This is a genomic window from Dechloromonas sp. ZS-1 (genome assembly GCF_039649255.1).
Lineage (GTDB): Bacteria > Pseudomonadota > Gammaproteobacteria > Burkholderiales > Rhodocyclaceae > Azonexus.
The window spans coordinates 46,479-69,758 of the sequence record NZ_JBDIYD010000004.1 but is presented as its reverse complement, the minus strand read 5'-3'; the positions used below and the strand labels follow the sequence as shown (position 1 = coordinate 69,758).

General features: G+C 56.2%; 26 protein-coding genes. 23 read left to right on the top strand and 3 right to left on the bottom strand.

Features of this window, described 5'->3' with window-relative positions; genetic code table 11:
* Positions 1-37: 37 nt before the first annotated feature.
* The 16 genes from AACO21_RS07730 (at position 38) to motD (ending at position 16,187) form a co-directional block, all read left to right on the top strand.
* Complete coding sequence (locus AACO21_RS07730) at positions 38-856, top strand: CheR family methyltransferase (RefSeq protein ID WP_346192109.1); 819 nt, start codon at positions 38-40, stop codon at positions 854-856.
* Between the two features lie 18 nt (positions 857-874).
* Complete coding sequence (cheD, locus tag AACO21_RS07725; RefSeq protein WP_346191937.1) at positions 875-1,480, top strand: chemoreceptor glutamine deamidase CheD; 606 nt, start codon at positions 875-877, stop codon at positions 1,478-1,480.
* Positions 1,481-1,525: 45 nt separating this feature from the next.
* Complete coding sequence (locus tag AACO21_RS07720) at positions 1,526-2,587, top strand: chemotaxis response regulator protein-glutamate methylesterase (RefSeq protein ID WP_346191936.1); 1,062 nt, start codon at positions 1,526-1,528, stop codon at positions 2,585-2,587.
* Positions 2,588-2,652: 65 nt separating this feature from the next.
* Positions 2,653-2,958, top strand: coding sequence for an STAS domain-containing protein (locus AACO21_RS07715; protein WP_346191935.1), 306 nt, complete (start codon positions 2,653-2,655; stop codon positions 2,956-2,958).
* An 87-nt stretch (positions 2,959-3,045) separates the two neighbouring features.
* Positions 3,046-4,020 (top strand): chemotaxis protein, encoded by a 975-nt coding sequence (locus tag AACO21_RS07710; RefSeq protein WP_346191934.1) that lies wholly within the window; start codon positions 3,046-3,048, stop codon positions 4,018-4,020.
* A gap of 20 nt (positions 4,021-4,040) precedes the next feature.
* Complete coding sequence (locus AACO21_RS07705) at positions 4,041-4,979, top strand: chemotaxis protein (RefSeq protein WP_346191933.1); 939 nt, start codon at positions 4,041-4,043, stop codon at positions 4,977-4,979.
* 28 nt (positions 4,980-5,007) lie between these two features.
* Complete coding sequence (cheY, locus tag AACO21_RS07700) at positions 5,008-5,403, top strand: chemotaxis response regulator CheY (RefSeq protein ID WP_346191932.1); 396 nt, start codon at positions 5,008-5,010, stop codon at positions 5,401-5,403.
* Positions 5,404-5,413: 10 nt separating this feature from the next.
* Positions 5,414-6,250, top strand: coding sequence for a protein phosphatase CheZ (gene cheZ / locus AACO21_RS07695; RefSeq protein WP_346191931.1), 837 nt, complete (start codon positions 5,414-5,416; stop codon positions 6,248-6,250).
* Between the two features lie 10 nt (positions 6,251-6,260).
* Complete coding sequence (locus tag AACO21_RS07690) at positions 6,261-8,132, top strand: chemotaxis protein CheA (RefSeq protein WP_346191930.1); 1,872 nt, start codon at positions 6,261-6,263, stop codon at positions 8,130-8,132.
* 179 nt (positions 8,133-8,311) lie between these two features.
* Complete coding sequence (gene flhB, locus AACO21_RS07685; protein WP_346191929.1) at positions 8,312-9,445, top strand: flagellar biosynthesis protein FlhB; 1,134 nt, start codon at positions 8,312-8,314, stop codon at positions 9,443-9,445.
* Entirely contained in the window at positions 9,445-11,535 is a 2,091-nt protein-coding gene (flhA, locus tag AACO21_RS07680) for a flagellar biosynthesis protein FlhA (protein ID WP_346191928.1), read from the top strand. Before flhB ends, flhA begins: the two co-directional genes overlap by 1 nt.
* Positions 11,532-13,016 carry a flagellar biosynthesis protein FlhF gene (gene flhF / locus AACO21_RS07675; RefSeq protein WP_346191927.1) on the top strand — a complete coding sequence of 495 codons (1,485 nt, stop codon included), beginning with the start codon at positions 11,532-11,534 and terminating at the stop codon, positions 13,014-13,016. Before flhA ends, flhF begins: the two co-directional genes overlap by 4 nt.
* A complete protein-coding gene (locus tag AACO21_RS07670) occupies positions 13,009-13,896 on the top strand; it encodes a MinD/ParA family protein (protein WP_346191926.1) in 888 nt (295 codons plus the stop codon). The genes flhF and AACO21_RS07670 overlap by 8 nt, the downstream gene beginning before the upstream one ends.
* A complete protein-coding gene (locus tag AACO21_RS07665; RefSeq protein WP_346191925.1) occupies positions 13,896-14,648 on the top strand; it encodes an RNA polymerase sigma factor FliA in 753 nt (250 codons plus the stop codon). Before AACO21_RS07670 ends, AACO21_RS07665 begins: the two co-directional genes overlap by 1 nt.
* Positions 14,641-15,381 carry a flagellar motor protein gene (locus AACO21_RS07660; RefSeq protein WP_346191924.1) on the top strand — a complete coding sequence of 247 codons (741 nt, stop codon included), beginning with the start codon at positions 14,641-14,643 and terminating at the stop codon, positions 15,379-15,381. Before AACO21_RS07665 ends, AACO21_RS07660 begins: the two co-directional genes overlap by 8 nt.
* Positions 15,381-16,187 carry a flagellar motor protein MotD gene (gene motD / locus AACO21_RS07655; protein WP_346191923.1) on the top strand — a complete coding sequence of 269 codons (807 nt, stop codon included), beginning with the start codon at positions 15,381-15,383 and terminating at the stop codon, positions 16,185-16,187. The genes AACO21_RS07660 and motD overlap by 1 nt, the downstream gene beginning before the upstream one ends.
* 24 nt (positions 16,188-16,211) lie before the next feature.
* Here motD and AACO21_RS07650 read toward each other — a convergent pair whose 3' ends face one another.
* The 3 genes from AACO21_RS07650 to flgA form a co-directional block, all read right to left on the bottom strand.
* Positions 16,212-16,673, bottom strand: a complete 462-nt coding sequence (locus AACO21_RS07650) for a flagellar protein FlgN (protein WP_346191922.1) — start codon at positions 16,671-16,673, stop codon at positions 16,212-16,214.
* Positions 16,674-16,680: 7 nt separating this feature from the next.
* Complete coding sequence (gene flgM / locus AACO21_RS07645; protein WP_346191921.1) at positions 16,681-16,965, bottom strand: flagellar biosynthesis anti-sigma factor FlgM; 285 nt, start codon at positions 16,963-16,965, stop codon at positions 16,681-16,683.
* Positions 16,966-17,028: 63 nt separating this feature from the next.
* The gene (gene flgA, locus AACO21_RS07640) at positions 17,029-17,712 is read right to left on the bottom strand and encodes a flagellar basal body P-ring formation chaperone FlgA (RefSeq protein WP_346191920.1); all 684 of its coding nucleotides are present in this window, start codon (positions 17,710-17,712) and stop codon (positions 17,029-17,031) included.
* A gap of 152 nt (positions 17,713-17,864) precedes the next feature.
* Here flgA and flgB point away from each other — a divergent pair, with 152 nt between their 5' ends.
* The 7 genes from flgB to AACO21_RS07605 are packed head-to-tail and all read left to right on the top strand — an operon-like array spanning position 17,865 to position 23,270.
* Complete coding sequence (gene flgB / locus AACO21_RS07635) at positions 17,865-18,275, top strand: flagellar basal body rod protein FlgB (protein WP_346191919.1); 411 nt, start codon at positions 17,865-17,867, stop codon at positions 18,273-18,275.
* Positions 18,276-18,286: 11 nt separating this feature from the next.
* Positions 18,287-18,700, top strand: a complete 414-nt coding sequence (gene flgC / locus AACO21_RS07630; protein WP_346191918.1) for a flagellar basal body rod protein FlgC — start codon at positions 18,287-18,289, stop codon at positions 18,698-18,700.
* A gap of 14 nt (positions 18,701-18,714) precedes the next feature.
* Entirely contained in the window at positions 18,715-19,404 is a 690-nt protein-coding gene (locus AACO21_RS07625) for a flagellar hook assembly protein FlgD (protein WP_346191917.1), read from the top strand.
* A 12-nt stretch (positions 19,405-19,416) separates the two neighbouring features.
* Positions 19,417-21,039, top strand: coding sequence for a flagellar hook protein FlgE (locus AACO21_RS07620; protein WP_346191916.1), 1,623 nt, complete (start codon positions 19,417-19,419; stop codon positions 21,037-21,039).
* A 22-nt stretch (positions 21,040-21,061) separates the two neighbouring features.
* The gene (flgF, locus tag AACO21_RS07615; protein ID WP_346191915.1) at positions 21,062-21,805 is read left to right on the top strand and encodes a flagellar basal-body rod protein FlgF; all 744 of its coding nucleotides are present in this window, start codon (positions 21,062-21,064) and stop codon (positions 21,803-21,805) included.
* A 13-nt stretch (positions 21,806-21,818) separates the two neighbouring features.
* Positions 21,819-22,604 (top strand): flagellar basal-body rod protein FlgG, encoded by a 786-nt coding sequence (gene flgG / locus AACO21_RS07610; RefSeq protein WP_346191914.1) that lies wholly within the window; start codon positions 21,819-21,821, stop codon positions 22,602-22,604.
* Between the two features lie 9 nt (positions 22,605-22,613).
* The gene (locus AACO21_RS07605) at positions 22,614-23,270 is read left to right on the top strand and encodes a flagellar basal body L-ring protein FlgH (protein WP_346191913.1); all 657 of its coding nucleotides are present in this window, start codon (positions 22,614-22,616) and stop codon (positions 23,268-23,270) included.
* The last annotated feature ends 10 nt before the right edge of the window (positions 23,271-23,280 follow it).

Genomic DNA, 23,280 nt, shown 5'->3' with positions numbered 1-23,280 from the left:
TCGCCCCCCGAGTACGCCCGCTAGGTCAGAGGGGGGCATACGCGAGTTTTCGTTTTCCAGCACTGATTTCGAACGTGTGCGTAAGCTGATCTATCAGCATGCGGGCATTTCGCTGTCGCCAGTAAAACAGGATATGGTCTATTCCCGCTTGGCTCGACGTCTCCGGGCAACGGGCAAAGGCAGCTTTGCGGAATACCTGGATGCCTTGGAAAAGAATGGGGGGGATGAGTGGGAGCGTTTCGTGAATTCGCTCACGACCAATCTGACCTCATTTTTTAGAGAACCCCATCATTTCCCGATTTTTGCCGAGCATCTGAAAAAAATCGGGACGACGCGTCCGATTCGTGTTTGGTGTTCGGCTGCTTCGACCGGTGAAGAGCCGTATTCAATCGCGATTACCGTTCAGGAAGCGTTGGGCGCGAATGTGTCGAATGTTTCGATCATTGCCTCAGATCTCGATACCAACGTGCTTGAGACTGCTCGCAAAGGGGTGTATCCAATTGAGCGCGTAGAAAAACTCTCTCCAGAGCGCCTGCGTCGTTTCTTTTTGCGCGGCACCGGTGCCCAGGAAGGGTATGTATCCGTGCGTCCTGAATTAAAGCGGATGATCGACTTTCAGCGTATTAACTTGCTGGAACCCAATTGGCCGGTCAAAGGGCCTCTGGACATCATCTTTTGCCGGAATGTCATGATTTATTTTGACAAACCGACGCAGTACAAGATTTTGTCGCGTTTTGCGCCCATGATGCAGCCGGATGGGTTGATGTTTGCCGGGCACTCGGAGAGCTTTTTGCATGCTGCAGATCTCTTCAAGTCCCTCGGCAAAACAGTCTATGCCTTGGCTAAAGCACGCTGAGTCGCGAGAGGATAATGAGTGCAGCACGCATTTGACGAACACCTGGCAACCAATCGTTACTATGACCGGAATTTTCAGGCAGAGGCAGCGAAGATCCTGCCTGGAGAGTACTGCGTATCCGATCGCGGCATGTTGCTGGTAACGGTTCTGGGCTCGTGTGTGGCGGCCTGTATTCGCGACGTGGACTCTGGAATCGGGGGGATGAACCATTTCATGCTGCCGGATGAGGGCGGGCGTGACACGGTTGGTACGTCGGCGCGCTACGGAACCTATGCGATGGAAGTGTTGATCAACCATTTGTTGAAAATGGGCGCGCGACGTAACCGCATGGAAGCCAAGGTTTTTGGCGGCGGAGCCGTCCTGTCCAGCCTTTCGAGCAGTAATGTTGGGGTGAGGAATGCCGAATTCGTGCTGGATTACCTGAAAACAGAAAAAATACCTGTTGTGGCAAAAGACTTGCTCGATTCATACCCGAGAAAAGTTTACTATTTTCCTGATTCGGGGCGTGTCTTGGTCAAGAAGCTTCATCGTGTGCACAACGACACCTTGTTCAGTCGTGAGCGGGCATACAAGGATCGGCTTAGCGTGGACAAGGTTGAAGGGGATGTTGAGCTCTTCGTTTGATGCTGTCTGGGCAAGATACATTCACGCAGAGGCTGAGTACGTAGAATGAAGAAAATCAAAGTGCTGATTGTCGATGACTCTGCCCTGATGCGGAGTTTGTTGACCGAAATGGTGTCGCTGGCACCCGATCTTGAAGTGGTTGGGGCTGCACCGGACGCTCCGACTGCCCGGGAGATGATCAAGGTTTTGAATCCGGACGTGTTAACGCTGGATGTGCAGATGCCCAAAATGGACGGCATCGAGTTTCTGTCGCGCCTGATGCGATTGCGGCCGATGCCTGTGGTCATGGTCTCTGCCTACACTCAGGCCGGTTCGGAAACGACGCTCAAGGCGCTGGAAATCGGTGCTGTCGACTTCATCGGTAAGCCCCAGGCTGTCGGGGGGCGGACGATGGAAGATTATGCAGAAGAGTTGATCGAAAAATTGAGAGCAGCAGGTGGTGCCCGTATTCGTCGGCAGCCTGTGGTGCAACCAGGTGGGAGTGATTCGCTTGTGCAGGTAAAACCCGCTTCGGTTGGAAGGGTGTCAGGAGCTATGTCCGGGAAAATCATATTTGTTGGCGCGTCTACAGGGGGCACCGAAGCAATCAAGGAGTTTCTTTGCGGGATTCCTGCAGATTGCCCGCCGATCTTGATCGTTCAGCATATGCCAGAGGCGTTTACCGCGTCCTTTGCCCGCCGTCTGGATGGATTGTGTGCGCCCAAAGTCTTGGAATCCAAAGGTGGTGAGCGCGTTGAGCCGGGGACTGTGTACATCGCGCCGGGCCACTCGCACATGCAGATTCGCAAGGGGGCTTCCGGATTTATGACTGAGTTACTGCAAACGCCCCCGGTGAACCGCCATCGCCCCGCCGTGGATGTGTTGTTCGACTCCGCGGCCAGCTGCGTTGGAAAGAATGCAATCGGTGTGTTGTTGACCGGAATGGGCAAAGATGGCGCCCAAGGCTTGTTGCGCATGCGGCAAGCTGGGGCGCGCACATTTGGACAGGACGAGGCGACATGTGTGGTGTACGGCATGCCGCGTGAAGCTTTTCTGATCGGGGGGGTGGAAGAGCAAGCGCCACTCGATGATTTGGCCCGGAAAGTCCTGCAGGCGGCGACACGCTAGCTATTGCCCCTTCTAGTTAAAGTATTACACTAATCAACAAGCTCAGTTATCAATCAGGAATTCCCATGCAAGCTACAGTCACGAAAGATGGTGCCAAGGCCTTGATCACGTTGGCCGGCCGTTTTGATTTCAACACGCATCGTGAGTTTCGTGGTGCCTACGAGCCCCTGATGGCCGAAGCAGGGATCAAATCAGTGGTCGTCGATTTTACGAACGTGGACTATCTGGATAGTTCGGCACTCGGTATGTTGTTGATGTTGCGCGACAAAATGGGTGGCGTCGGTAAAGAAATCAGTCTTTCGGGTGTTCGTGGTAATGTAAAGCAAGTGCTGGATATTGCTAATTTCGGAAAATTGTTCCAAATTTGCTAAAGCTGTAAGCTTTAAGCTGTCGGTTGTCCGTTCAACTGACTTGCTAGACTCAGAGAAGACCGGCGCACTGGGTGCGGGGGGGATGTCATGTCAGAACTACTAAGAAATATTGATGCTCGGACCAAGTTGGCCGGAACGAACAAGCTTGAAATCCTCTTGTTCTTCTTGGGCGTGGACCAGCGTACTGGTCGCCGGGAAACCTACGGGATTAACGTTTTCAAAGTTCGCGAAGTGATGCGAACGCCTAAAATTACTGCCGCACCTGATATGCCTTCCTCCGTTGAAGGTATGGTCAGCTTGCGCGGTGCCTTGGTGCCCGTTATTGACCTGGCGAAGTACTCGGGGATTTCCGCCGATACGCCGCGCGAAATCATGATTGTGACGGAGTACAACGGTCATACCCAAGGTTTCCTGGTCGAGGGTGTTGATACCATTCTGCGTCTCGACTGGTCAAAAATGCGTGTTCCTCCTGAAATGCTGCTGGCTCAGACGGGGGGCTTGGTTACGGCTGTGACCGAACTGGAGGACGCTCGGCTTGTCATGATGATGGACGTCGAGAAAATTCTGTCCGAAACGACCTCCATCGATCAGGAAATTATGTACCGCAGTGTGGTGCCGCTGGACCGTCCTGATCTGACGGTGTTTTATTGCGATGATTCCAGCGTTGCGCGGAAGCAGATTGAAAAGACCTTGGCCGTCATGGGGGTGAAGGGGGTTTCTGCTGTAAATGGGCGTCAAATGTGGGACGAAATGGAAAAGATTGCCGCTTATGCGGCTTCGGTGGGGAAGCCTGCCTCCCATTTCGTCAATTTGGTCCTGACAGATATCGAAATGCCGGAGATGGATGGCTATATCCTGACTAAGAAAATCAAGTCGGATCCGAGGTTTGCGGGTGTGCCCATTGTCATGCATTCGTCCCTGTCCGGCATGTCGAACCAAAAGCTGGGTGAGTCCGTTGGGGTCGATGAATATGTCCCGAAGTTTGAGCCTCAGCGTCTTTCTGAAACCCTGAAACGTCGTCTCGGGGTGCCTGAAGTTGCAGCCTTGGCTCAGGTAGGTTGATTGTTCAGGGGGGATATGTGATGGAACTCGTCGAACACAAAAATTTGCTTGAGAGCGTGGATGCAAGAACGCGCTTGGCCGGCTCCAATAAAATGGAGATTCTGCTCTTTACCCTTGGAACGCGTGAAATTTTTGGGATTAACGTATTCAAGGTGCGTGAAGTCGGGCGGACGCCGCGTATCACCAAAACGCCGAATATGCCGCGTGGGGTGGAAGGGCTGATTTCCCTTCGCGGAAACGTGATTCCCGTTTTGTCTCTGGCGCCTTTCCTTCAACTGGAAGGCGGCGTCCCCGGGCTTGGCAAAACCATGATGGTTGCAGAATATTCGAAGCGTACTCTGGGCTTTCTGGTGCACGAAGTGGATCGCATTATTCGCGTTGACTGGGAGCGCGTGAAAGCACCCGAGAGCGTCCTCTCTGCCAATCAAGGTTTGATCACGGCTGTCATCGAACTTGAGGGGGGGGGCTTGGTGTCCATTCTGGATGTCGAGCAGATACTCGCCAACGCTTTTGGCGAAGTCATGATCATCGATATTCCTCCGGCCCGGGTCGACCCCGATACGAGCGTCTTTTTTGTCGATGACTCCATCGTGGCCCGACGGAAGATTTCAGAGGTGCTGGATAAGTTGGGTGTGCGTCACAAACATGCGACCAACGGTATGGAAGCATGGACGCGCTTGCAAGGAATTGCGGCGCATGCCTTGCAAAGCGGGCGCAACATCCGCGACGAGATACGCTTGATCTTGGTGGATGCTGAAATGCCTGAGATGGATGGCTATGTGCTGACCAAGAACATCAAGTCCGATCCGCGCTTTGATGGCGTCCCCGTGGTGATGCATTCTTCGTTGTCCTCCGAAGCGAATCGTGCAATGGGTAAAACCGTTGGCGTGGATGCTTACGTAGCAAAATTTGATGCAGAGGCCTTGGCGGATACGCTGCGCCCCCTGATCGAACGATAACAGGCAAGTTTTCTGGAGTATTTATTGCATGGCTGCCGATCCGAAAATGCGGTTTTTGGTCGTGGACGATTTTTCCACGATGCGTCGAATTGTCCGTAATCTTCTGAAAGAGTTGGGATTTACGAACGTGGATGAAGCGGAGGATGGCGCAATCGCCCTTCAGAAGCTTCAGGGCGGGGGCTTCGAGTTTGTTGTGACTGATTGGAATATGCCCAATATGGACGGTCTCACCCTGTTACAGACGATCCGCGCGACGCCGAACTTGAAGCACTTGCCTGTTTTGATGATTACGGCAGAGGCCAAGAAGGAAAACATTATTGCAGCGGCCCAGGCTGGTGCAAGTGGCTATATCGTCAAGCCGTTTACGGCAGGCACACTCTCCGAGAAGTTAAACAAGATTTTCGAAAAAATGGGCGTTGCTTGAGGAGGTTCAGATGACCGCCACCAATGATTCCTCGGACCTCGAAGCCCTTTTTGATTCGATTGCGGCCGATGTAAGCAAACCGGCGCCTGTCGCTGCCAAACCTGTCGTGGATACGGGGTCGGATAGTGATGATTTGCAAGCGCTTTTTGATAGTGTCTCGGCGGCTGCCGCGCCCGTTATTCAGGAGTCTGGGAGCGCCGCCGTTCAGGATGTGCCGGAGGAGCAGGGCGAGTGGACGCAGCAGGAGGCTGTGTTCAACAGGATCGGCCATATGGCCCGCACCTTGCACGATACCCTTGGGCAGCTTGGTTATGACAAGGTTATTGAACAGGCCGTGAGTGTCTTGCCTGACGCCAAGGATCGCTTGGCCTATGTGGCCAATTTGACGGAACAGGCTGCATGTAAGGTTCTCAATGCGACCGATGTGGCGTCGCCGATTGTCGACGATATCGCAAACAACGGTCAGGCTCTGGCAAAACGCTGGGACGCTGCATTTGCGAATCAGTTAACCACTCAGGATTTCAGACAACTGGCCGTGGATACACGCTCTTTCCTCGGGACGCAATTGCCAGAAAAGACGGCGGCCACTCATGCCCAGCTGACTGAGATCATGATGGCGCAGGATTTTCAAGACCTGACCGGGCAAGTCATCAAGAAGATCGTTGCGCTGGCGCAGGAACTGGAGTCAGGCTTGATGGCGGTATTGCTGGAGGTGGTGCCGCCTCAGCGTCAGACCGATGAGGTCAAAAGCCTGATGAATGGCCCAGTCGTCAATGCCGAGGGGCGCACCGACGTCGTGGTCAATCAAGGTCAGGTGGATGACCTGCTTGAGAGCCTCGGGTTCTAAGGAGATCGATATGAGCGATTTTGCTGGTATGGAAGACCTCCTGCAGGATTTTCTGCAGGAAGCACATGATTTGTTGTCTGATGTGGATAACAAACTGGTCGATCTCGAGAAGATGCCGGATGACCGTGGGCTGCTGAATGACATTTTCCGCGGCTTTCATACGGTGAAGGGAGGCGCAGGTTTCCTGAATGCGACCGAACTTGTCACCTTGTGTCATTTGACCGAAAACCTGTTTGATCGGCTGCGTAACGGCGAGTTGGAACTGACCCCGGAGTTGATGGATGTCATCATGGCAGCCACCAAAGGGGTGCGCGATATGTTTGGTGAGTTGGCCCAAATGGTCCAGCCCCAACCGGCCGATGCGGGCGTTTTGGCGGCGCTCCAGGGGGCATTGTCGGGTGAAATGCCTGCTGCGGCAACGGCGGCGCCTGTGGCGGAGCCTGTTCCTGCGTCAGGCACCGGCGAGCCCGATTGGGGCGCGTTGCATGCTGCTGTTACCGGGGTTCAGCCTGCTGAGGGCGAAGTGATTGCCAAGGCGGATGTCGCGCCTGTCGCGGAGGCTGTGCCTGCTGCTACAGCGGCGGCGGCTCCCTCTCCTTTTGGTCGGCGTGCGACAGACCGTCCGGCAGTTCAGTCTTCGGGCGCGGCCCGCCGTACGGATGATCGTGCGCGTGAAAATACCATTCGTGTCGATACGGCACGCCTGGATCAGGTGCTGAATTTGTCCGGCGAAATCGGGCTGACGAAAAACCGCTTGACGAGCTTGCGCGCCGATATCCTGGCGGGGAAAAACGACTCCGAGACATTGCATGCCTTGGATCAGGCGGTAAGCCAACTCGATCTCTTGGTCTCTGATCTGCAAAATTCGGTGATGAAGACCCGGATGCAGCCGATTGGGCGACTTTTCCAGAAGTATCCGCGTATTGCGCGGGATTTGGCGCGTCAGTTAGGGAAGGATGTCGAACTCGTTCTGGCCGGTGAGGAGACCGAGGTCGATAAGACCATGATTGAGGATTTGGCGGATCCGTTGATTCACCTGATCCGCAACGCCGTCGACCATGGGGTTGAAATGCCCGCGGAGCGTCAGGCCGCCGGTAAGGCGCCGAAGAGTTTGGTTCGTCTGGAAGCGCGCCAAGAAGGCGATCACATCGTACTCATCATTGCCGATGATGGCCGTGGTATGAGTGCGGAGCGTATCCGTGCCAAGGCTGTTGAGAAGGGCCTGATTTCTGAAGAAGAGGCCAACACGCTGGATGAGCGCCAGAGCTTGAACCTGATTTTCCTGCCGGGCTTCTCTACCAAGTCTCAGATATCCGATGTCTCGGGGCGTGGCGTAGGGATGGATGTGGTTAAGACCAATATCCAGAAACTCAACGGTTCGATCGAAATTCGCTCCGAGCAGGGCAAGGGCTCTGTATTCATCATCTCCCTGCCACTGACCCTGGCGATTTTGCCGGTCTTGCTGGTCTTGTTGGGCGAGCAGCCGTTTGCATTGCCGCTGTCTCTGGTTCGTGAAATCTTGCCGATCGAACAGGGGCGTATTCAGGAGGTCGGTGGTAAGGAGACACTGGTGGTGCGTGGCGATGTATTGCCTGTCATCAGCTTGGCTCGACTCCTCGGATGGCCCTTGGAGAAATATCCCGAGTATGGTGTTTTCATGCAGACTGCTGAGCGGAGCTTCATCCTTGGGGTGGATAGTTTTGCTGGTCGTGATGATGCCGTGATTAAGTCTCTTGAAGACTTCCGTCCGCGCGGCGTGGCAGGTGTGACGACCTTGTCCAACGGGCAGATCGTCTTGATCCTGGATATGAAAGAGCTCTTGGCTGATCTGGGTCAGCATGTGGACACGGGGACCGGCTTGCGGGCACTTGATTTCGCCTGATTTGCCAGTTTCGTGAACGATACAAAGAGGGGGCTTCGGCCCCCTCTTTGTTTTTTTGGTTTACTGATTTGTCATGGGCTTGTTTCTGTCATCTCGTGAACCTTCTAAAAAAAGTGGTGTACCTATTTAATTTTTTTGGTTTTTTTTTATAATGACCGCACTAATACCGAAGTGCGGTCATGGCTGAAGAGAGCGACCTCGAGAAAACAGAAGAGCCTACAGGTAGGCGAATCGAGCAAGCCCGTGAGCAGGGACAGGTGCCGCATTCTCGTGAATTGGGCACTTTCCTTATTTTGCTGGTGGCGGCAGCCTCATTTTGGATGATGGGCGGGTGGTTCATGCAGCGTGCCCTGGCCATTGCGCGTAAGGCGTTTTCCATTGAGCCGGCCTTGGTGCGTGAGTCTGGCTTGATGTTGCCGCGCCTGGCCGATATCTCGGCGGATGCGATTCTGACTTTTTCTCCGTTGTTTTTCCTGCTGATGCTGGCTGCAGTTCTGCCTCCCTTTTTTCTGAATGCTTGGGTGTTTGCACCGAAGACCATTGTTCCTGACCTGAATCGGATTAATCCGGTGACGGGTTTTGGTCGTTTGTTTTCCTGGAACAGCCTGATGGAATTGCTGAAGGCTGTGCTGAAGGCCATTTTGGTTGGGGGGGTGGCTGCCATCCTGATCTGGCGCGAGCGTGACGAGTTGGTGGGCTTGTTGGCGCAGTCTTTGGAAGTCGGGTTGGCGCATGCTGGTGAGTTGGTCACGTATTCGTTTTTGGTGCTGGTTGTGACCCTGATCTTGGTGGTGGCGGCAGACGTTCCTTTCCAGTTGTGGCAGTACTTTGATCGTCTCAAGATGAGCAAGGAAGAGGTCAAGCAGGAAATGAAGGAAATGATGGGTGATCCGCAGGTCAAGGGGCGCATCCGCAGCCTTCAGATGCAGGCCGCCCGTCGCCGGATGATGTCGGCTGTTCCGCAGGCGGATGTGATCGTGACCAACCCGACGCACTTTGCAGTCGCGCTCAGCTACAAGAGTGGCATGGGGGCACCCAAAGTGGTGGCTAAAGGGGTGGGTGAGGTGGCGCAGAAAATCAAGGCAACCGGTGCGGAGCATGCGGTGCCGTTGCTCGAGGCACCGCCTTTAGCGCGAGCGCTCTATAAACACGCGAGTATTGACCAGGAAATCCCCTCCGCCCTGTATAACGCAGTTGCGGAGGTTCTTGCTTATGTGTATCAGTTGGCGGCTTGGCGCCAAGTGGGTGGCACCTATCCCATGCCACCTGTAGACTTGCCGGTTCCTCCTGAATTGGTACCGGAGGCGGCGTAATGGCAACCTCCTCTTCTCTTTCGCTCATGCAGAACTTGTTTGGCCGTCTGAATATCACGCAACTCGCAGCGCCCGTGCTCATCCTCATGATCCTGGCCATGATGGTGTTGCCGCTGCCGGCGTTCGTCCTGGATGTGCTCTTCACGTTCAATATCGCGATCTCGATTTTGGTGTTGCTGGTTGCGGTCAACACCCAAAAAACCCTCGATTTCTCGGTTTTCCCGACCGTATTGCTCGTCACGACCTTATTGCGTCTGTCGCTGAACGTGGCGTCTACCCGAATTGTGATGCTGCAGGGCCATACCGGTCCCGATGCGGCGGGCAAGGTGATTGAGGCGTTTGGCCACTTTCTGGTCGGGGGTAATTTCACCGTCGGTATTGTCGTCTTTCTGATTTTGGTTGTGATCAACTTTGCGGTCATCACGAAAGGCGCAGGGCGTGTGGCTGAAGTGTCGGCGCGGTTCACGCTGGATGCCATGCCAGGCAAGCAGATGGCGATTGACGCGGATTTGAATGCCGGCCTGATCGGGGAAGAGGACGCGCGCCGTCGTCGTTCTGATATCGCCCGTGAGGCAGAGTTCTTTGGTTCCATGGACGGTGCCTCGAAGTTTGTGCGCGGGGATGCGATCGCCGGGATCGTGATCATGCTGATCAACATCGTGGGCGGCCTGATCGTGGGGGTGGCCCAGCACAATATGGAAATTGGGTTGGCGGCGAAGAACTACACCCTGCTGACTATCGGGGATGGCCTAGTTGCCCAGATTCCCGGGCTGATTATCTCGATTGCGGCCGGTATGGTGGTGACCCGGGTTTCTGATGACCGGGATGTGGGGCAGCAGGTGGTCGGGCAGATGTTCGACAACTGGAAAGTGATCGCGCTCACCGGGGCAATTGTCGGTTTTCTTGGCCTGATTCCGGGGATGCCGAATCTGGTCTTCCTGGTCCTGGCGTCCACGCTGGGTTGGCTCGCGTGGACGATGCATCAGCGTCAGCAGAAAGCGGAGAAGACCCCCGTGCCCGTGGCGCCGCCGCCTGTGCAAGAGTCTCAGGATGCCTCCTGGAATGATGTGGCCCCCCTGGATGTCTTGGGCTTGGAAGTCGGTTATCGACTGATTCCGCTGGTCGACAAGTCTCAGGATGGTGAATTGCTGCGGCGTATCCGCGGAATTCGGAAGAAGTTTGCACAGGAGATCGGTTTTCTCGTTTCCCCTGTTCATATCCGGGACAACCTGGAACTCAAGCCCAACACCTACCGCATCCTGCTGAAAGGGGTGGAGGTGGGCCAAGGGGAAGCGTTCACCGGGCAGTTTCTGGCGATTAACCCTGGCCGTGTGGCGGGTACGGTGCAGGGAACGGCGACGACCGATCCGGCCTTCGGGTTGCCAGCGGTCTGGGTGGATGCCTCGTTGCGGGAGCAGGCGCAGGCCTATGGCTACACGGTCGTGGATGCATCGACGGTGGTGGCCACGCATTTGAATCATTTGATCCTCACCCATGCGGCTGAATTGCTTGGCCGTCAGGAGGTGCAGCAACTCGTCGATCATCTGGGCAAGGAGATGCCCAAACTGGTCGAAGACCTCGTGCCGAAGGTCGTGCCAGTGGGCACCTTGCAGAAAGTGCTGCAGAGCCTGCTTGACGAGGGGGTTCATATCCGCGATATGCGGACCATTATTGAAACGATTGGTGAGCACGCGCTGCGTACTCAGAATCCGGATGATTTGACCGTTCAGGTGCGTACTGCACTGGGTCGCGCCATTGTGCAGCAGCTTTTCCCGGGGAATGCCGAAATGCAGGTGATGTCCCTGGATCCGACGCTGGAGCGCCTGCTCAGCCAGGCTGTTTCGGGCACGGGGGAAAATACGAGTTTTGAACCGGGTCTGGCCGATACCTTGATGCGCGAAACCGCTGCCGCGGCCCAGCGCCAGGAATCTTTGGGTTTGCCGGCGGTTTTGCTGGTGCCGGGGAGCCTGCGTCTGCTATTGTCCCGCTTCTTGCGCCGGACCGTTCCCCAGCTCAAAGTCTTGTCGCACAACGAAGTACCGGAAAACAGAATCATCAAGGTGACCTCGATCATCGGAGGTAAGACATGAACGTAAGAAAATTTATTGCCGCCAATGCTCGCGATGCCTTGAAGAAAGTGAAGGAAACCCTCGGGAACGACGCCATCATTCTGTCGAACCGGGGAATTCCGGGGGGGGTTGAAATCATGGCCGTCGCGGCCCGTGATATGGCGATGATCGTCCCGACCCAGGTCGCCCCGGAGCCGGCTGTTGTCCACCACCGCCCGACGACTGCGCGCGGTGTCGCGCCGTCGCTGGAAGATGACTATCGTGTGACCTTGAATTCGGCCCGGGCGCGTGTCGCGACCTTTGACCAGGCGCCGCCTGCAGCCCCGTCGCCGGCTCCGCGTCAGGTAACGCGACAGCCAGGGACGGTCAATGCGGGGATTCCAAGAACCGGCGCCTTGCGCAATTTGGAGTCGAGTCGTACGGCAGCGCCGATGCCGCCGCAGGAGGCGACCGCTGTTCCGCCGCGTCCTGTCATGCCCCAGTCTGCCCCGCCCTCTGTGCAAATGCCGCCATCGATGGCGCCGACGGTCAACCGCCGGGGGGAGGCAGAAGTCATTCCGCAGGAGGTCATGGATGAAATCCGCTCCCTGCGTCGGATCGTTGAGCAGCATCTGGCCGGGATTGCCTGGGGTGAAACGGCTCGCCAGCATCCGGTGAAAACGGAAGTCATGCGTCAAATGCTCGACTCTGGGTTTTCGCCGCGCTTCTCGCGCGAAGTGCTGGAAGATCTGCCGCAGGAAATGGGTGATGTGCAGGCCATGGCTTGGGTCAAGGGTGCGGTCGATCGCAGCTTGCTGACGATCGGCGGCGAGGACGATATCGTCGACCGGGGTGGGGTCTATGCCTTGGTTGGGCCAACAGGGGTCGGTAAGACGACCACCACGGCCAAACTGGCGGCACGCTGCGTGCTCCGCCATGGTCCCAGCAAAGTGGCGCTGGTGACGACCGATGGCTACCGAATCGGCGCCCATGAGCAATTGCGTATTTACGGGCGCATTCTGGGCGTGTCGGTTTATTTGGTGAAGGATGCGGCGGAGCTGCGTCAGACGCTGCGCGAACTGCAGCACAAGCACATGGTGCTGGTCGATACGATGGGGATGAGTCAGCGCGATAAGCTGGTGCCCGAATTGACAGACATGCTCGAAGGGTGTGACGTCCAGCGCTTGCTGCTGCTCTCGGCAACCTCGCGGGGCGATACGCTGGATGATGTGGTCGAGGCGTATTCCGGCCATGGTCTTGTCGGTTGCGTCCTGACCAAGATCGATGAGGCGGCCAGTCTGGCCACGGCCCTCGATGTCATCATGCGCCATCGTCTGCGCCTGCACTATGTTTCGAATGGTCAGCGTGTCCCCGAAGATTTGCATCTGCCGAATCGATCCTACCTGGTTCACCGTGCCTTCCGCGAGACCCCGGAAACCTCCGCGCATCGTTTCGATGGCGCCGAGCCGGCCATGATGATGGCGTCGGCCGGGATGGTGGCCGCAGGCGGGCATCGTGGCTGATTTTTACTACGACCAGGCGGCCGGATTGCGCCGCCTGTTCGCTGGTCCGCCCTTGCAGGTGGTCACGTTTGTGGCGGGCTGCGAAGGTGTGGGGCGCAGCGTTACCGTGGCCAATCTCGGCGTGGCTGTGGCGCGCCTTGGTCGCGAAGTGATGATCATCGACGAAAATTCCTCGCGCGATGATATCGCTTCGGCGTTCGGACTCATGCCGCGTTTTGATTTGCTCGATTTGCTGGAGGGGCGCGCTTCGCTCGCCGAGGTGATTCTCCAGCCCATGCATGGGCTGCGTGTTTTGCCGGCGGCAAGGGCTGCCAGCAAGCTCGGGTGTTTGTCTGCGTCGCAACGACAGGCTTTGCTGGAGTCGATGGCGGGCCTGAGCCCAGCCATGGACCTGATTCTCGTCGATGCGAGCATGGCTCATCCGCAGGGCTTTTCGCCGTTCGGGCTCGTTTCCCAAGATACCGTGGTTGTGCTCTCGGGCAGTAGCGCATCGATTACCGAGGCTTACGCAATGATCAAAAAAGTCAGTCATGCGTATGCCCGACGTCATTTCCGTATTTTGGTAAATAAGGTACGTTCCTTGCATGAGGGACGCATGATCTACGACAACATTGCCAGAGTATGTGCGCAGCGAGGGGTCGCTCAGCTGGAATTTGCCGGGGCGGTCGTGCTCGATGAAGCATTGCGCCAAGCCTCTCAACTGGGGCGGCCGCTGCTTGCTCACGCGCCGGGTAGTCCTGCTGCCGCAGCAATCCGCGATGTTGCAGCCGATTTGCCATGCTGGATTCACGGTGGAGGAGAAGGGGCTGGCCTCGAACAATTCGTCCAGCAACTGCTACACTTGAGCCAACGAATAACTCCAAATTTACTGCGTGCCTAATGTACAACGCGGCAGGTCAGCCCGACCGTGAACAACTCGTCCAGCGCTTCATCCCGCTGGTTAAACGCATCGCATACCATTTGATGGCCCGACTGCCGGCCAGCGTCCAGTTTGAGGATCTGGTTCAGAACGGTGTATTGGGTTTGCTCGATGCAATTGATCGTTTCGAAGAGGGGTTCGGCGCCAAGTTCGAGACCTATGCATCTCAACGTATCCGGGGGGCGATGCTCGATGGCTTGCGTGAGAACGACTGGCTGCCGCGCCAGTTGCGGCGCGAGTTGCGGCGCATCGAGACCATGATCGGCCAGCTTGAGCATGCGCATGGTCGGGCGCCGACCGAGAGTGAGCTTGCGGTTGCGCTGGGTATGACGCTGCCGGAATACCAGAAGGTCCTTGGTGAGGCGCGCGGCCATCAGCTGCTGTATTTCGAAGATTTTGTCGGTGAAGATGACGAAGATTTTCTCGAGCGTCACTTTACGGATGATGCCGTCAACCCGCTGAATATTCTGGCGGAAAAGAGCCTTCAGGAGGCGTTGACCGTCGCCATTGAGCGCTTGCCGGAACGCGAAAAACTGATGATGGCCTTGTACTACGAGCAAGATCTCAACCTGCGCGAAATCGGTGAAGTCATGGGGGTGACGGAGTCCAGGGTGTGCCAGTTGCACAGTCAGGCCGTGGCTCGCTTGCGGGCACATATCCTGGGTGAGGATGCGCCCATCAAGAAGCGCAGAAAGGGGAAGGCGGGTGGATAAGATCAGCCTGGCGGGGCTCGTAATTGCACTGGTGGCCATTATTGGCGGTCAGGTGCTGGAAGGGGGGCAGGTCAGTTCCTTGGTTCAGCCTTCCGCTTTGTTGATTGTTCTGGGCGGAACCTTGGGGGCGGTGCTTTTGCAGTCCCCTTTGCACGTCTTTCGGCGTGGTTTGGGGATGGCGAAGTGGGTTTGGATTCCCCCAGTTATTGAACAGAAAAAGCAGCTCGACCAGTTGTTGGCGTGGAGCCAGATTGCCCGTCGTGAAGGTCTGCTGCAACTGGAGAACCAGCTCACTACGATCAAGGACCCGTTTGCCCGAAAGGGCTTGCAGCTTGTGGTCGATGGTGCAGATCCGGTGCATATTCGTGAATTGCTGGAGGTGGATATCAACACCTTCGAGGATGAGTGGCGTCAGTCGGCCAAAATCTGGGAGGCGGCGGGGGGGTATTCGCCGACCATCGGGATCCTGGGGGCCGTACTGGGCTTGATTCATGTGATGGAGAATCTTTCCGACCCCACCAAGTTGGGGGCGGGGATCGCGGTGGCTTTTGTGGCGACCATTTATGGCGTCGGCCTGGCGAACCTGGTGTATTTGCCGATGGCGGCCAAATTGAAGTACTACATTGTGCGGATGGTGGCCAGCAAGGAGATGCTGGTCGATGGCCTGATCGGGATCGCGCTGGGTGACAACCCCCGCATCATTGAAAGCCGTTTGCGCGGCTACATGCTCTGATGGCGCGTCGCCGGCGTCGCGAAGAGGAGCATGAAAACCACGAGCGCTGGCTCGTGTCGTACGCGGATTTCATCACGCTCCTGTTTGCCTTTTTTGTTGTGATGTATGCCATTTCCTCCGTGAACGAGGGGAAGTACAAGGTGTTGTCGAATGCCTTGACCAATGCGTTCAAGAACACGACAGCCGTGCCGGGCGGACAGCCGTTGGCCGTGATTCAAGGGGCGCCGCCCGTGGAAACGCGACCGGTTGTGAAGGCTGATAAGCTTTCTCCACCTGACAAGCAGGAAGAAAAGCGTCAGATTGATCGCAAGAACATGCGCAATATGGCCAGTAACATCATGCAGGCACTTCAGCCCCTGGTTGCACAGGGGAAGGTCAAGCTGCTTGAAACGAGCCGTGGTGTGACGATTGAAATCAACGACAGCATTTTGTTTCCTGCTGGGCAGGCGCGCCTTCAGCTTGAGTCGATGAATGCGCTTGCGGCGGTTGCTCAGGTGCTTTCGGGGGCTGATTATCCCATCACGATCGAGGGGCATACCGATAATGTGCCCATCTCGACGCCGCAGTTTCCTTCAAATTGGGAATTGTCCGCCATGCGTGCGACGACCGTGCTGCGACTGTTCAACGACAATGGGGTTGGTGCCGAGCGCCTGACTGCGATTGGTTATGGCGAGACGCGCCCCGTGGAAACCAATACCACGCCCGAGGGGCGGGCAAGAAATCGTCGTGTCAGTATCCTGATTGATTCCAGTCGCCCGGAGGCGCCAATGGAAATCGGGTCGGCACCGATCGGTGCCGGAGGCTAAGCTTTTTTTGGGGTGTTTCGGCCTTCAGGCCGAGTCGACAATACGGCTGCCCGTATAGTGGGTTGCTTGTCCGTCGCTCCCGTACAAGGGGGCGCTGGTTCTCGATCGATCGAGAATGCTCAATGCCTGGCTGGTGCGGGCCAAATGCTGGCTGACCAGTTGTGCGTTCAGGGCGTTCAGGCGTTGGGCGGTGCGTGCCTGCTCGGTCAGGTGCTGCCAGTGCTGGCTGGCGGGTGCGTTCGGAGCTTGGGTTTGCAGCCAAGCCAGCATGGTCTCTTTGTCGTTGGCGTCCGTTTTTCGGGTAATGCAGGCCAGGCGTGCCGCAGACAGTGTATTCAGTGCTTCAACAACGGCAGTTTTTTCCTGCTCGATCATGGCCAGTGGCGCAGGGTCGGCATGTTTGAGTGCTTCCTGCTCGCGTTCGAGAAGCTGGATGAAGCGCCCCAGTTGGGCGCTTTCTTGTTCGAGCAGGCGTTCAATCGACATGCGGTACTCAGGCGGAACGCTGACGGTTCACCATGTCGCGTGCCGTTTCGACCAGTCGCCCTGCAATCGCGTCGGCATTGATCTTGAATCGGCCTTGAGCGATCGCCTCCTTGATTTCCTGAATGCGAGCGCTGTTGACCGGCGGCTTGTCGCCAGTTTGCAGGCTTCCCGCCAGGGGGCTCAGACTCACGGCCTCTGCTTGCGTCGCCGATGACTCGGGCGTCGCCTTAGGCTGGGGGCGCGGACTCACGGATGCGGTAGTCGGCTTGAAGGAGGTGTTGTCAATCTTCATGATTGCTCTCGCAAAACTTTATATCTCATATGCCTTAACGACACGCGCGGTTAAAACTTTAGCTTAAAAATTCAATTCGACAGAAGCATCTGGTCGGGCCGTCCCGCTGACTGTTTGGCCTGAGTTCATGCGGACCTGGACTGCTTGCCCTACCCCCGCATTTGTCAGCGCCCGTCCTTCCGCACTAACGGCAAATCCTTCCCCTCGGGAAATGACTTTGACCACTTGTCCTTGCTGGATGATCAGGGGGGCAAGGAGACGGTCTGCTCTGAGTACTTGGCCGGCACCGAGGGCATTGCGCAGTGTTTTGCCAATGGCCTGGGCAGGGTCGCTGACAAACCCCGTAGGCAGAACGGAAATGTCGCCAGTCTGTGTGTTGAGATCACTTGCCTGGATAGCTTGGCCGGCAAGAATGGGGCGGGCCGTGGTGACATAGGTGCCACTGACGCTGATTTCTGCGCCGAGCATGATATTCCAGCTGCTGGGGCCGAGGCAGCGTACGCCGACATGGGTGCGCCCGATCAGCCGTCCCCCTGGGGGGGTAAATGCCTCATAGGCGTTACAGGGTGGAAGGCGAGAGGTTTCCGGTTTGGCCAGGCGAATCTGGACGGTGCCGGCCAGTCCCTGTGTTTGCATGCGGATATGGCGTTCTGCTGTATCCAGAATGGGGTCCGCCTCCGCTGCAGGCAGTAGCGAGGCGTAGCTGAGTGCTGCAAGCAATTGGAAAAAAAGGAAAAAAGCGCGCATTCCCGTATTTTGCCTGAGCGCGGCAGGGGTTGGAATAGTGCGCACGGCAAGTTTTGCCGTCCTCGCGCGTACTACGGGATTTTTAACTGTAAGTTATTGAATTTAAAGCTTGGTATGGTTTGTGCATTAATTCATGCATTCAAGGAGTCCGTATGCCTTCCATCCAAGACAGTGTTTCCGTTTATAGCCAAGCGTTGGATTTGCGCGCTCAGCGCCATTCGGTCCTGGCTTCCAATATCGCCAATGCGGACACCCCGCACTACAAAGCCCGGGATTTCGATTTCAGTCAGGCGATGCAAAGGGCGACCTCTGGACGCTCCGATGCGGGGGGCTTGTCCATGTCGCGCACGAATGGTGGCCACTTGTCTGGTGGTGCGACGAATGGCTTCGCCAAACTCATGTATCGCACTGAAAGCCAATCCGCAGTGGATGGTAATACGGTGGATATGGATGTTGAGCGGACGCAGATTACCGAAAACGCAATGCAGTATCAGGTGTTGACGCAATTGATCTCGGACAAATTCCGCGGGATGCGTTCCGCCCTGGCATCGACGAATAGCTGAGGAGCCACGTCATGAGCCTTTTTAATGTTTTCCAGGTTTCTTCGAGTGCGATGACGGCGCAGTCGATGCGCTTGAACACGACCGCATCCAATCTTGCGAATGCCGATAGCGTTGTCTCTTCCGATGGTCGTCCCTATCGGGCCAAGCAAGTGGTCTTCGAAGCCGTGCCCATGGGGGCGAACGGCGAAGTATCGAAAGGGGTTCGCGTACGTCAGATCGTTGAAGATGCCGCGCCGGCACGCATGGTCTATGACCCGAAAAATCCGGCCGCAGATGAGAAGGGCTATGTCGCCTTCCCTAACGTTAATGTTGTCGAAGAGATGACCAACATGATTTCTGCTTCGCGTTCTTACCAGACCAACGTCGAAGTCATGAATACCGCAAAGACCATGATGCTGCGCACGTTGCAGATCGCTCAAGGCTAATCAGGAGGCTTCCCATGGCAACCAGCGTGAATAACACCACCTCATCGAGTTCTTCTCTGATCGCGTCGTTGAATGCGGCCAGTTCTGCGAACGGTACCTCGAAGACGACTGCAGATGAAATGCAGACCCGCTTCCTGAATTTGCTGGTCACGCAGTTGAAGAATCAGGATCCATTGAATCCGATGGACAACAACCAGATGACCACCCAGCTTTCTCAGATCAGCACGGTCAGTGGCATTGAAAAACTGAATGCCACGATGGAGAAGCTGCTGGAGAACTATTCCGGTTCGCAAACCATGCAGGCGGCAGCAATGATCGGCAAAACGGTATTAACTGCCGGTAGCGGCATGACGCTGACGGATAAGGGGGCGGTTGCCGGGATGACACTGGATGGGGCTGCAGACAAGGTCACGGTCACCATCAAGAATGCGGCTGGCAACGTTGTACAGACCCAGCAATTGGGCGCACATCCTGCGGGTACCTTCAGCTTTGCCTGGGATGGCAAATCTGATGCCGGTGTTGCGCAGGCCGCTGGCGAATATACCTTCAGTGTGACCGCAGTGCGGGGTGGCGAGACAGTCAAGTCGACCAGCTTGCAGGCTGGCACGGTAAATGCTGTAACCCTCGCAAGTGATGGTCTGTCGTTGCAGCTCGGGTCGAACAAGAGTGTCGGCTATAGCGACGTCAAGCAAATCCTGAATTGATAGAGGTTAATCATGGCATTTCAGCAAGGTTTGAGCGGTCTGAATACGTCGTCAAAGGCATTGGACGTGATCAGCAACAACATCGCAAACGCGTCGACCGTCGGTTTTAAAGGCGGTCAGGCACAGTTTGCGGATGTGTATGCGGCTTCCTTGGGAATCGGTGGTGCGTCGCAAGTGGGTATTGGTGCTGCGCTGTCGAATGTTCAGCAACAGTTTTCGCAGGGGAATATTTCGAACTCCAACAATCCGCTGGATATCGCGATTAACGGTTCGGGGTTTTTCCGGTTGCAGAAAAACGTGAATGATCAAACCATTTCCTACACCCGGAATGGCCAATACCATCTCGATGCCGAGGGCTACATCATCAATGCCCAGGGAAATAACCTCACGGGCTATCCCATCGAGAATGGGGTAACCAATCGTTCCATGCTGCTGCCGGTCCAGTTGGACACTACTGGTGTTAATCCGCTGGCGACGGGCTCTGCGACGACAAATCCTGGCATTCAAACGCAAATCAACTTTGATGATCGCGACAAAAAGTCTCTGACATCTGCGACCCCGAACAATCTGGCCCCCTGGGGTGCTAATTCAAGCTTCCCTCCGAATAATCTGAATACATTCAATTATTCGACCTCGATTACCATCTACGATCAAAAGGGTAATTCACACGCCCTTTCGATGTACTTCACGCGTGTTGGTAACTCTTCGGCTACGGTGCCTGCGAAGAACCTCTGGGAAGCGCACTTTGTTCTGGACGACAAGGATGTCACCGGTCAGATGCTGGCGGGGGCCAATACGACTTATACCGGGGTTCCGACGCTGGAATTTGGGGCGGATGGCAAGATTCTGACGACGGGTTTCAGTGCGACCAACACCATTACCAGCACGGAAACGATCGCCGCAAACCTGACGAACGGCAATAACCTGGGGTTCGCGCCGGCGACGGGGTCGGTGACCTTTACTGATTTGAATGGTAATCCGGTGGGACCGTATGTTGAAGGCGTCGACTACACGGTGACTGCAACAGGGATTGCCTATCCCGGTACGACCACCATTACTAACGGTCAGGGCTTGATCATCAGCTACAGCGCCTCGGCCAACCCTGCCAACCCCGCTTTGGCGCTGGGCTCCAATTTCACCCTGAATACGACGACGTTGGCTGCGGCTTACCCGCAGTTTGCGCAGCTTTTCCCGAGCAATGTGCCGATCAATTTCGAGAACAGCACCCTGTTCGGCAGCGGCTACGACGTTAATAAACTGGTTCAGGATGGCTACCCTTATGGCCGTCTGAGCGGTGTCTCTGTCTCTCCGGATGGGGTGTTGCAAGGTAACTACAGCAACGGACAAACCAAAAAAATTGCTCAGATTGCGTTGGTCGATTTTATCTCGCCAACTGGTTTGGCCAGTTTAGGTAATAACCAGTGGGCCGAGACGGCTGCGTCTGGTCAGGCTCTGGTCGGTGATCCGGGTACGGGTAACCGCGGCGTATTGCAATCTTCCCGAGTGGAAGATGCCAACGTCGATCTGACCCAGGAGCTGGTCAACATGATCACGCAACAGCGTAACTATCAAGCAAATGCACAGTCGATCAAGACCCAGGATCAGATTATGCAAACCCTGGTGAACCTCCGTTAATCTCCGGCGCTGATATCGCATCATGGACCGTCTGATCTACACCGCAATGACCGGCGCCAAGCATGTTTTCATGCAGCAGGCCGGTACGGCAAACAACCTGGCCAATGCCAGCACCGTCGGCTTCAAGTCGCAGGAGCATCGCTTCCGCGCGGTGCCGGTGCAAAGCCAGGCCATGCCGACGCGTGCTTTTGTGGTCGACGCTTCCGTGAGCGATGTTTTCGATGAAGGGCCGCAGTTGTTTACCGGCCGGAACCTTGATGTTTCCGTCAAAGGACAAGGCTGGATCGCGGTGCAGATGCCGGACGGCACCGAAGCCTATACGCGCGCGGGCAGCTTCGATGTTGATGTGAACGGCATTCTGACGACAAAGTCGGGGCATGCCGTCTTGGGGGATGGTGGCCCGATCACGATTCCGCCGGATACCAATGTTGAAATTGCGCCTGAGGGTACCGTTTCGGTGGTGAATGCGACGGGCGCGCGTAATAACGCCAACGCGGTGGGTCGAATCAAGCTGGTCAATCCGCCGGAAGGCGATCTGGTGCGGGGTGGTGATGGCCTGTTCCGCTTGAAGAGTGGTGAGCCGGCACCGCTGGATGAGCGTGTGCGCCTGACCTCGGGGACGCTGGAAGGCAGCAATGTGAATGTCACGGATGCCATGGTCAATCTGATCAGCCTGGCACGCCAGTTCGAAATGCAGGTCAAGCTCCTGCAGACCGCCGATACCAATGCGCAGCGTGCCGATCAGCTGCTGTCCCTGAATTCCTGATAGGACCTGAATCATGATCCGTTCCCTGTGGATTGCCCGTACCGGCCTGGATGCCCAGCAGACTCAGCTGGATGTGATTTCCAATAACCTGGCGAACGTCAGTACCAATGGCTTCAAGCGCGGGCGTGCCGTGTTCGAAGACTTGCTGTATCAGACCCTGCGCCAGCCTGGAGCGCAATCCTCCCAGCAAACGCAGTTGCCGACCGGGCTTCAATTGGGAACAGGGGTTCGTCCGGTGTCGACCGCCCGGATCTTCACGCAGGGCAACATCCAGAAAACCGACAGTACGCTGGATGTGGCGATTCAGGGGAACGGCTTTTTCCAGGTCCAGATGCCGGATGGCACGACGGGTTATACCCGTGATGGTTCATTTCAGAAGGATGCCAACGGTCAATTGGTCACCTCTGAGGGTTATCCCATTCTGCCTGCTATTACGATTCCGGCAGATGCTTTGTCATTAACCATCGGGCAGGATGGCGTGGTGACGGTGACTCAGCCAGGGAATCCGCCGCCGTCTACGCAGATTGGCCAGTTACAGATTGCTACCTTCATTAATCCAGCGGGTTTGCAGAGCCTTGGCCAGAACCTGTTTTTGGAAACGGCCTCCAGTGGTGCGGCAACGCCCACGAACCCCGGGATAAATGGCGCGGGGGTTTTGAATCAGGGATATGTCGAGACCTCGAACGTCAACGTGGCCGAGGAGCTGGTCACCATGATCCAGACTCAGCGTGCTTACGAATTGAACTCCAAGGTGGTGTCCACCTCGGATGCGATGCTGGGTCGTCTGACTCAACTGTGAGGTGATGTCATGAAACGCTTCATCATGCTCTCTTTGGTGATTTGTGCCGGATGTACCACCGTGCCACCGACGAATGTGCATCAGCCCATGTCAGTAAGGCCAGTGCCGCGCGCCGAGTTTGGTGCGGCCAATGGGGCGATTTTCCAGACGGGAGGGGCTCGCCCTTTGTTTGAGGATCGTCGGGCCCGTTATGTTGGGGACACCATGACGATCACCATTACTGAAAATACGAGTGCGACGGCGACGAATAACAACAAGCTGGATCGCACGAATACAAATAATTTTGCGGTGAATACCCTTTCTGGCTTGCCGGGCAAGAGTACTTTGGGCGCGTCGCTGAATACTCAGAATACCGTTGCGTTTGAAGGCAAGGGGGCTGCCTCCAATACCAATGCCTTTACAGGCAGCATCACGGTGACCGTCATTGATGTGCTGCCAAACGGCAACCTGCTGGTGTCCGGCGAAAAGCAACTCTCGGTGGGCAACGAACAGGAGTTCGTCCGTTTGTCCGGGGTGGTGAATCCGAGTTTTGTCGATGCCTCGAACACCATCGCCTCCTCCAAGGTGGCCGATGCGCGGATTGAATACAAGTCGGCCGGTCAGATGGCGGAAGGGATGTCCATGGCGTGGCTGGGACGTTTCTTCATGAACGTCCTGCCGTTCTAAGGAGACCGAG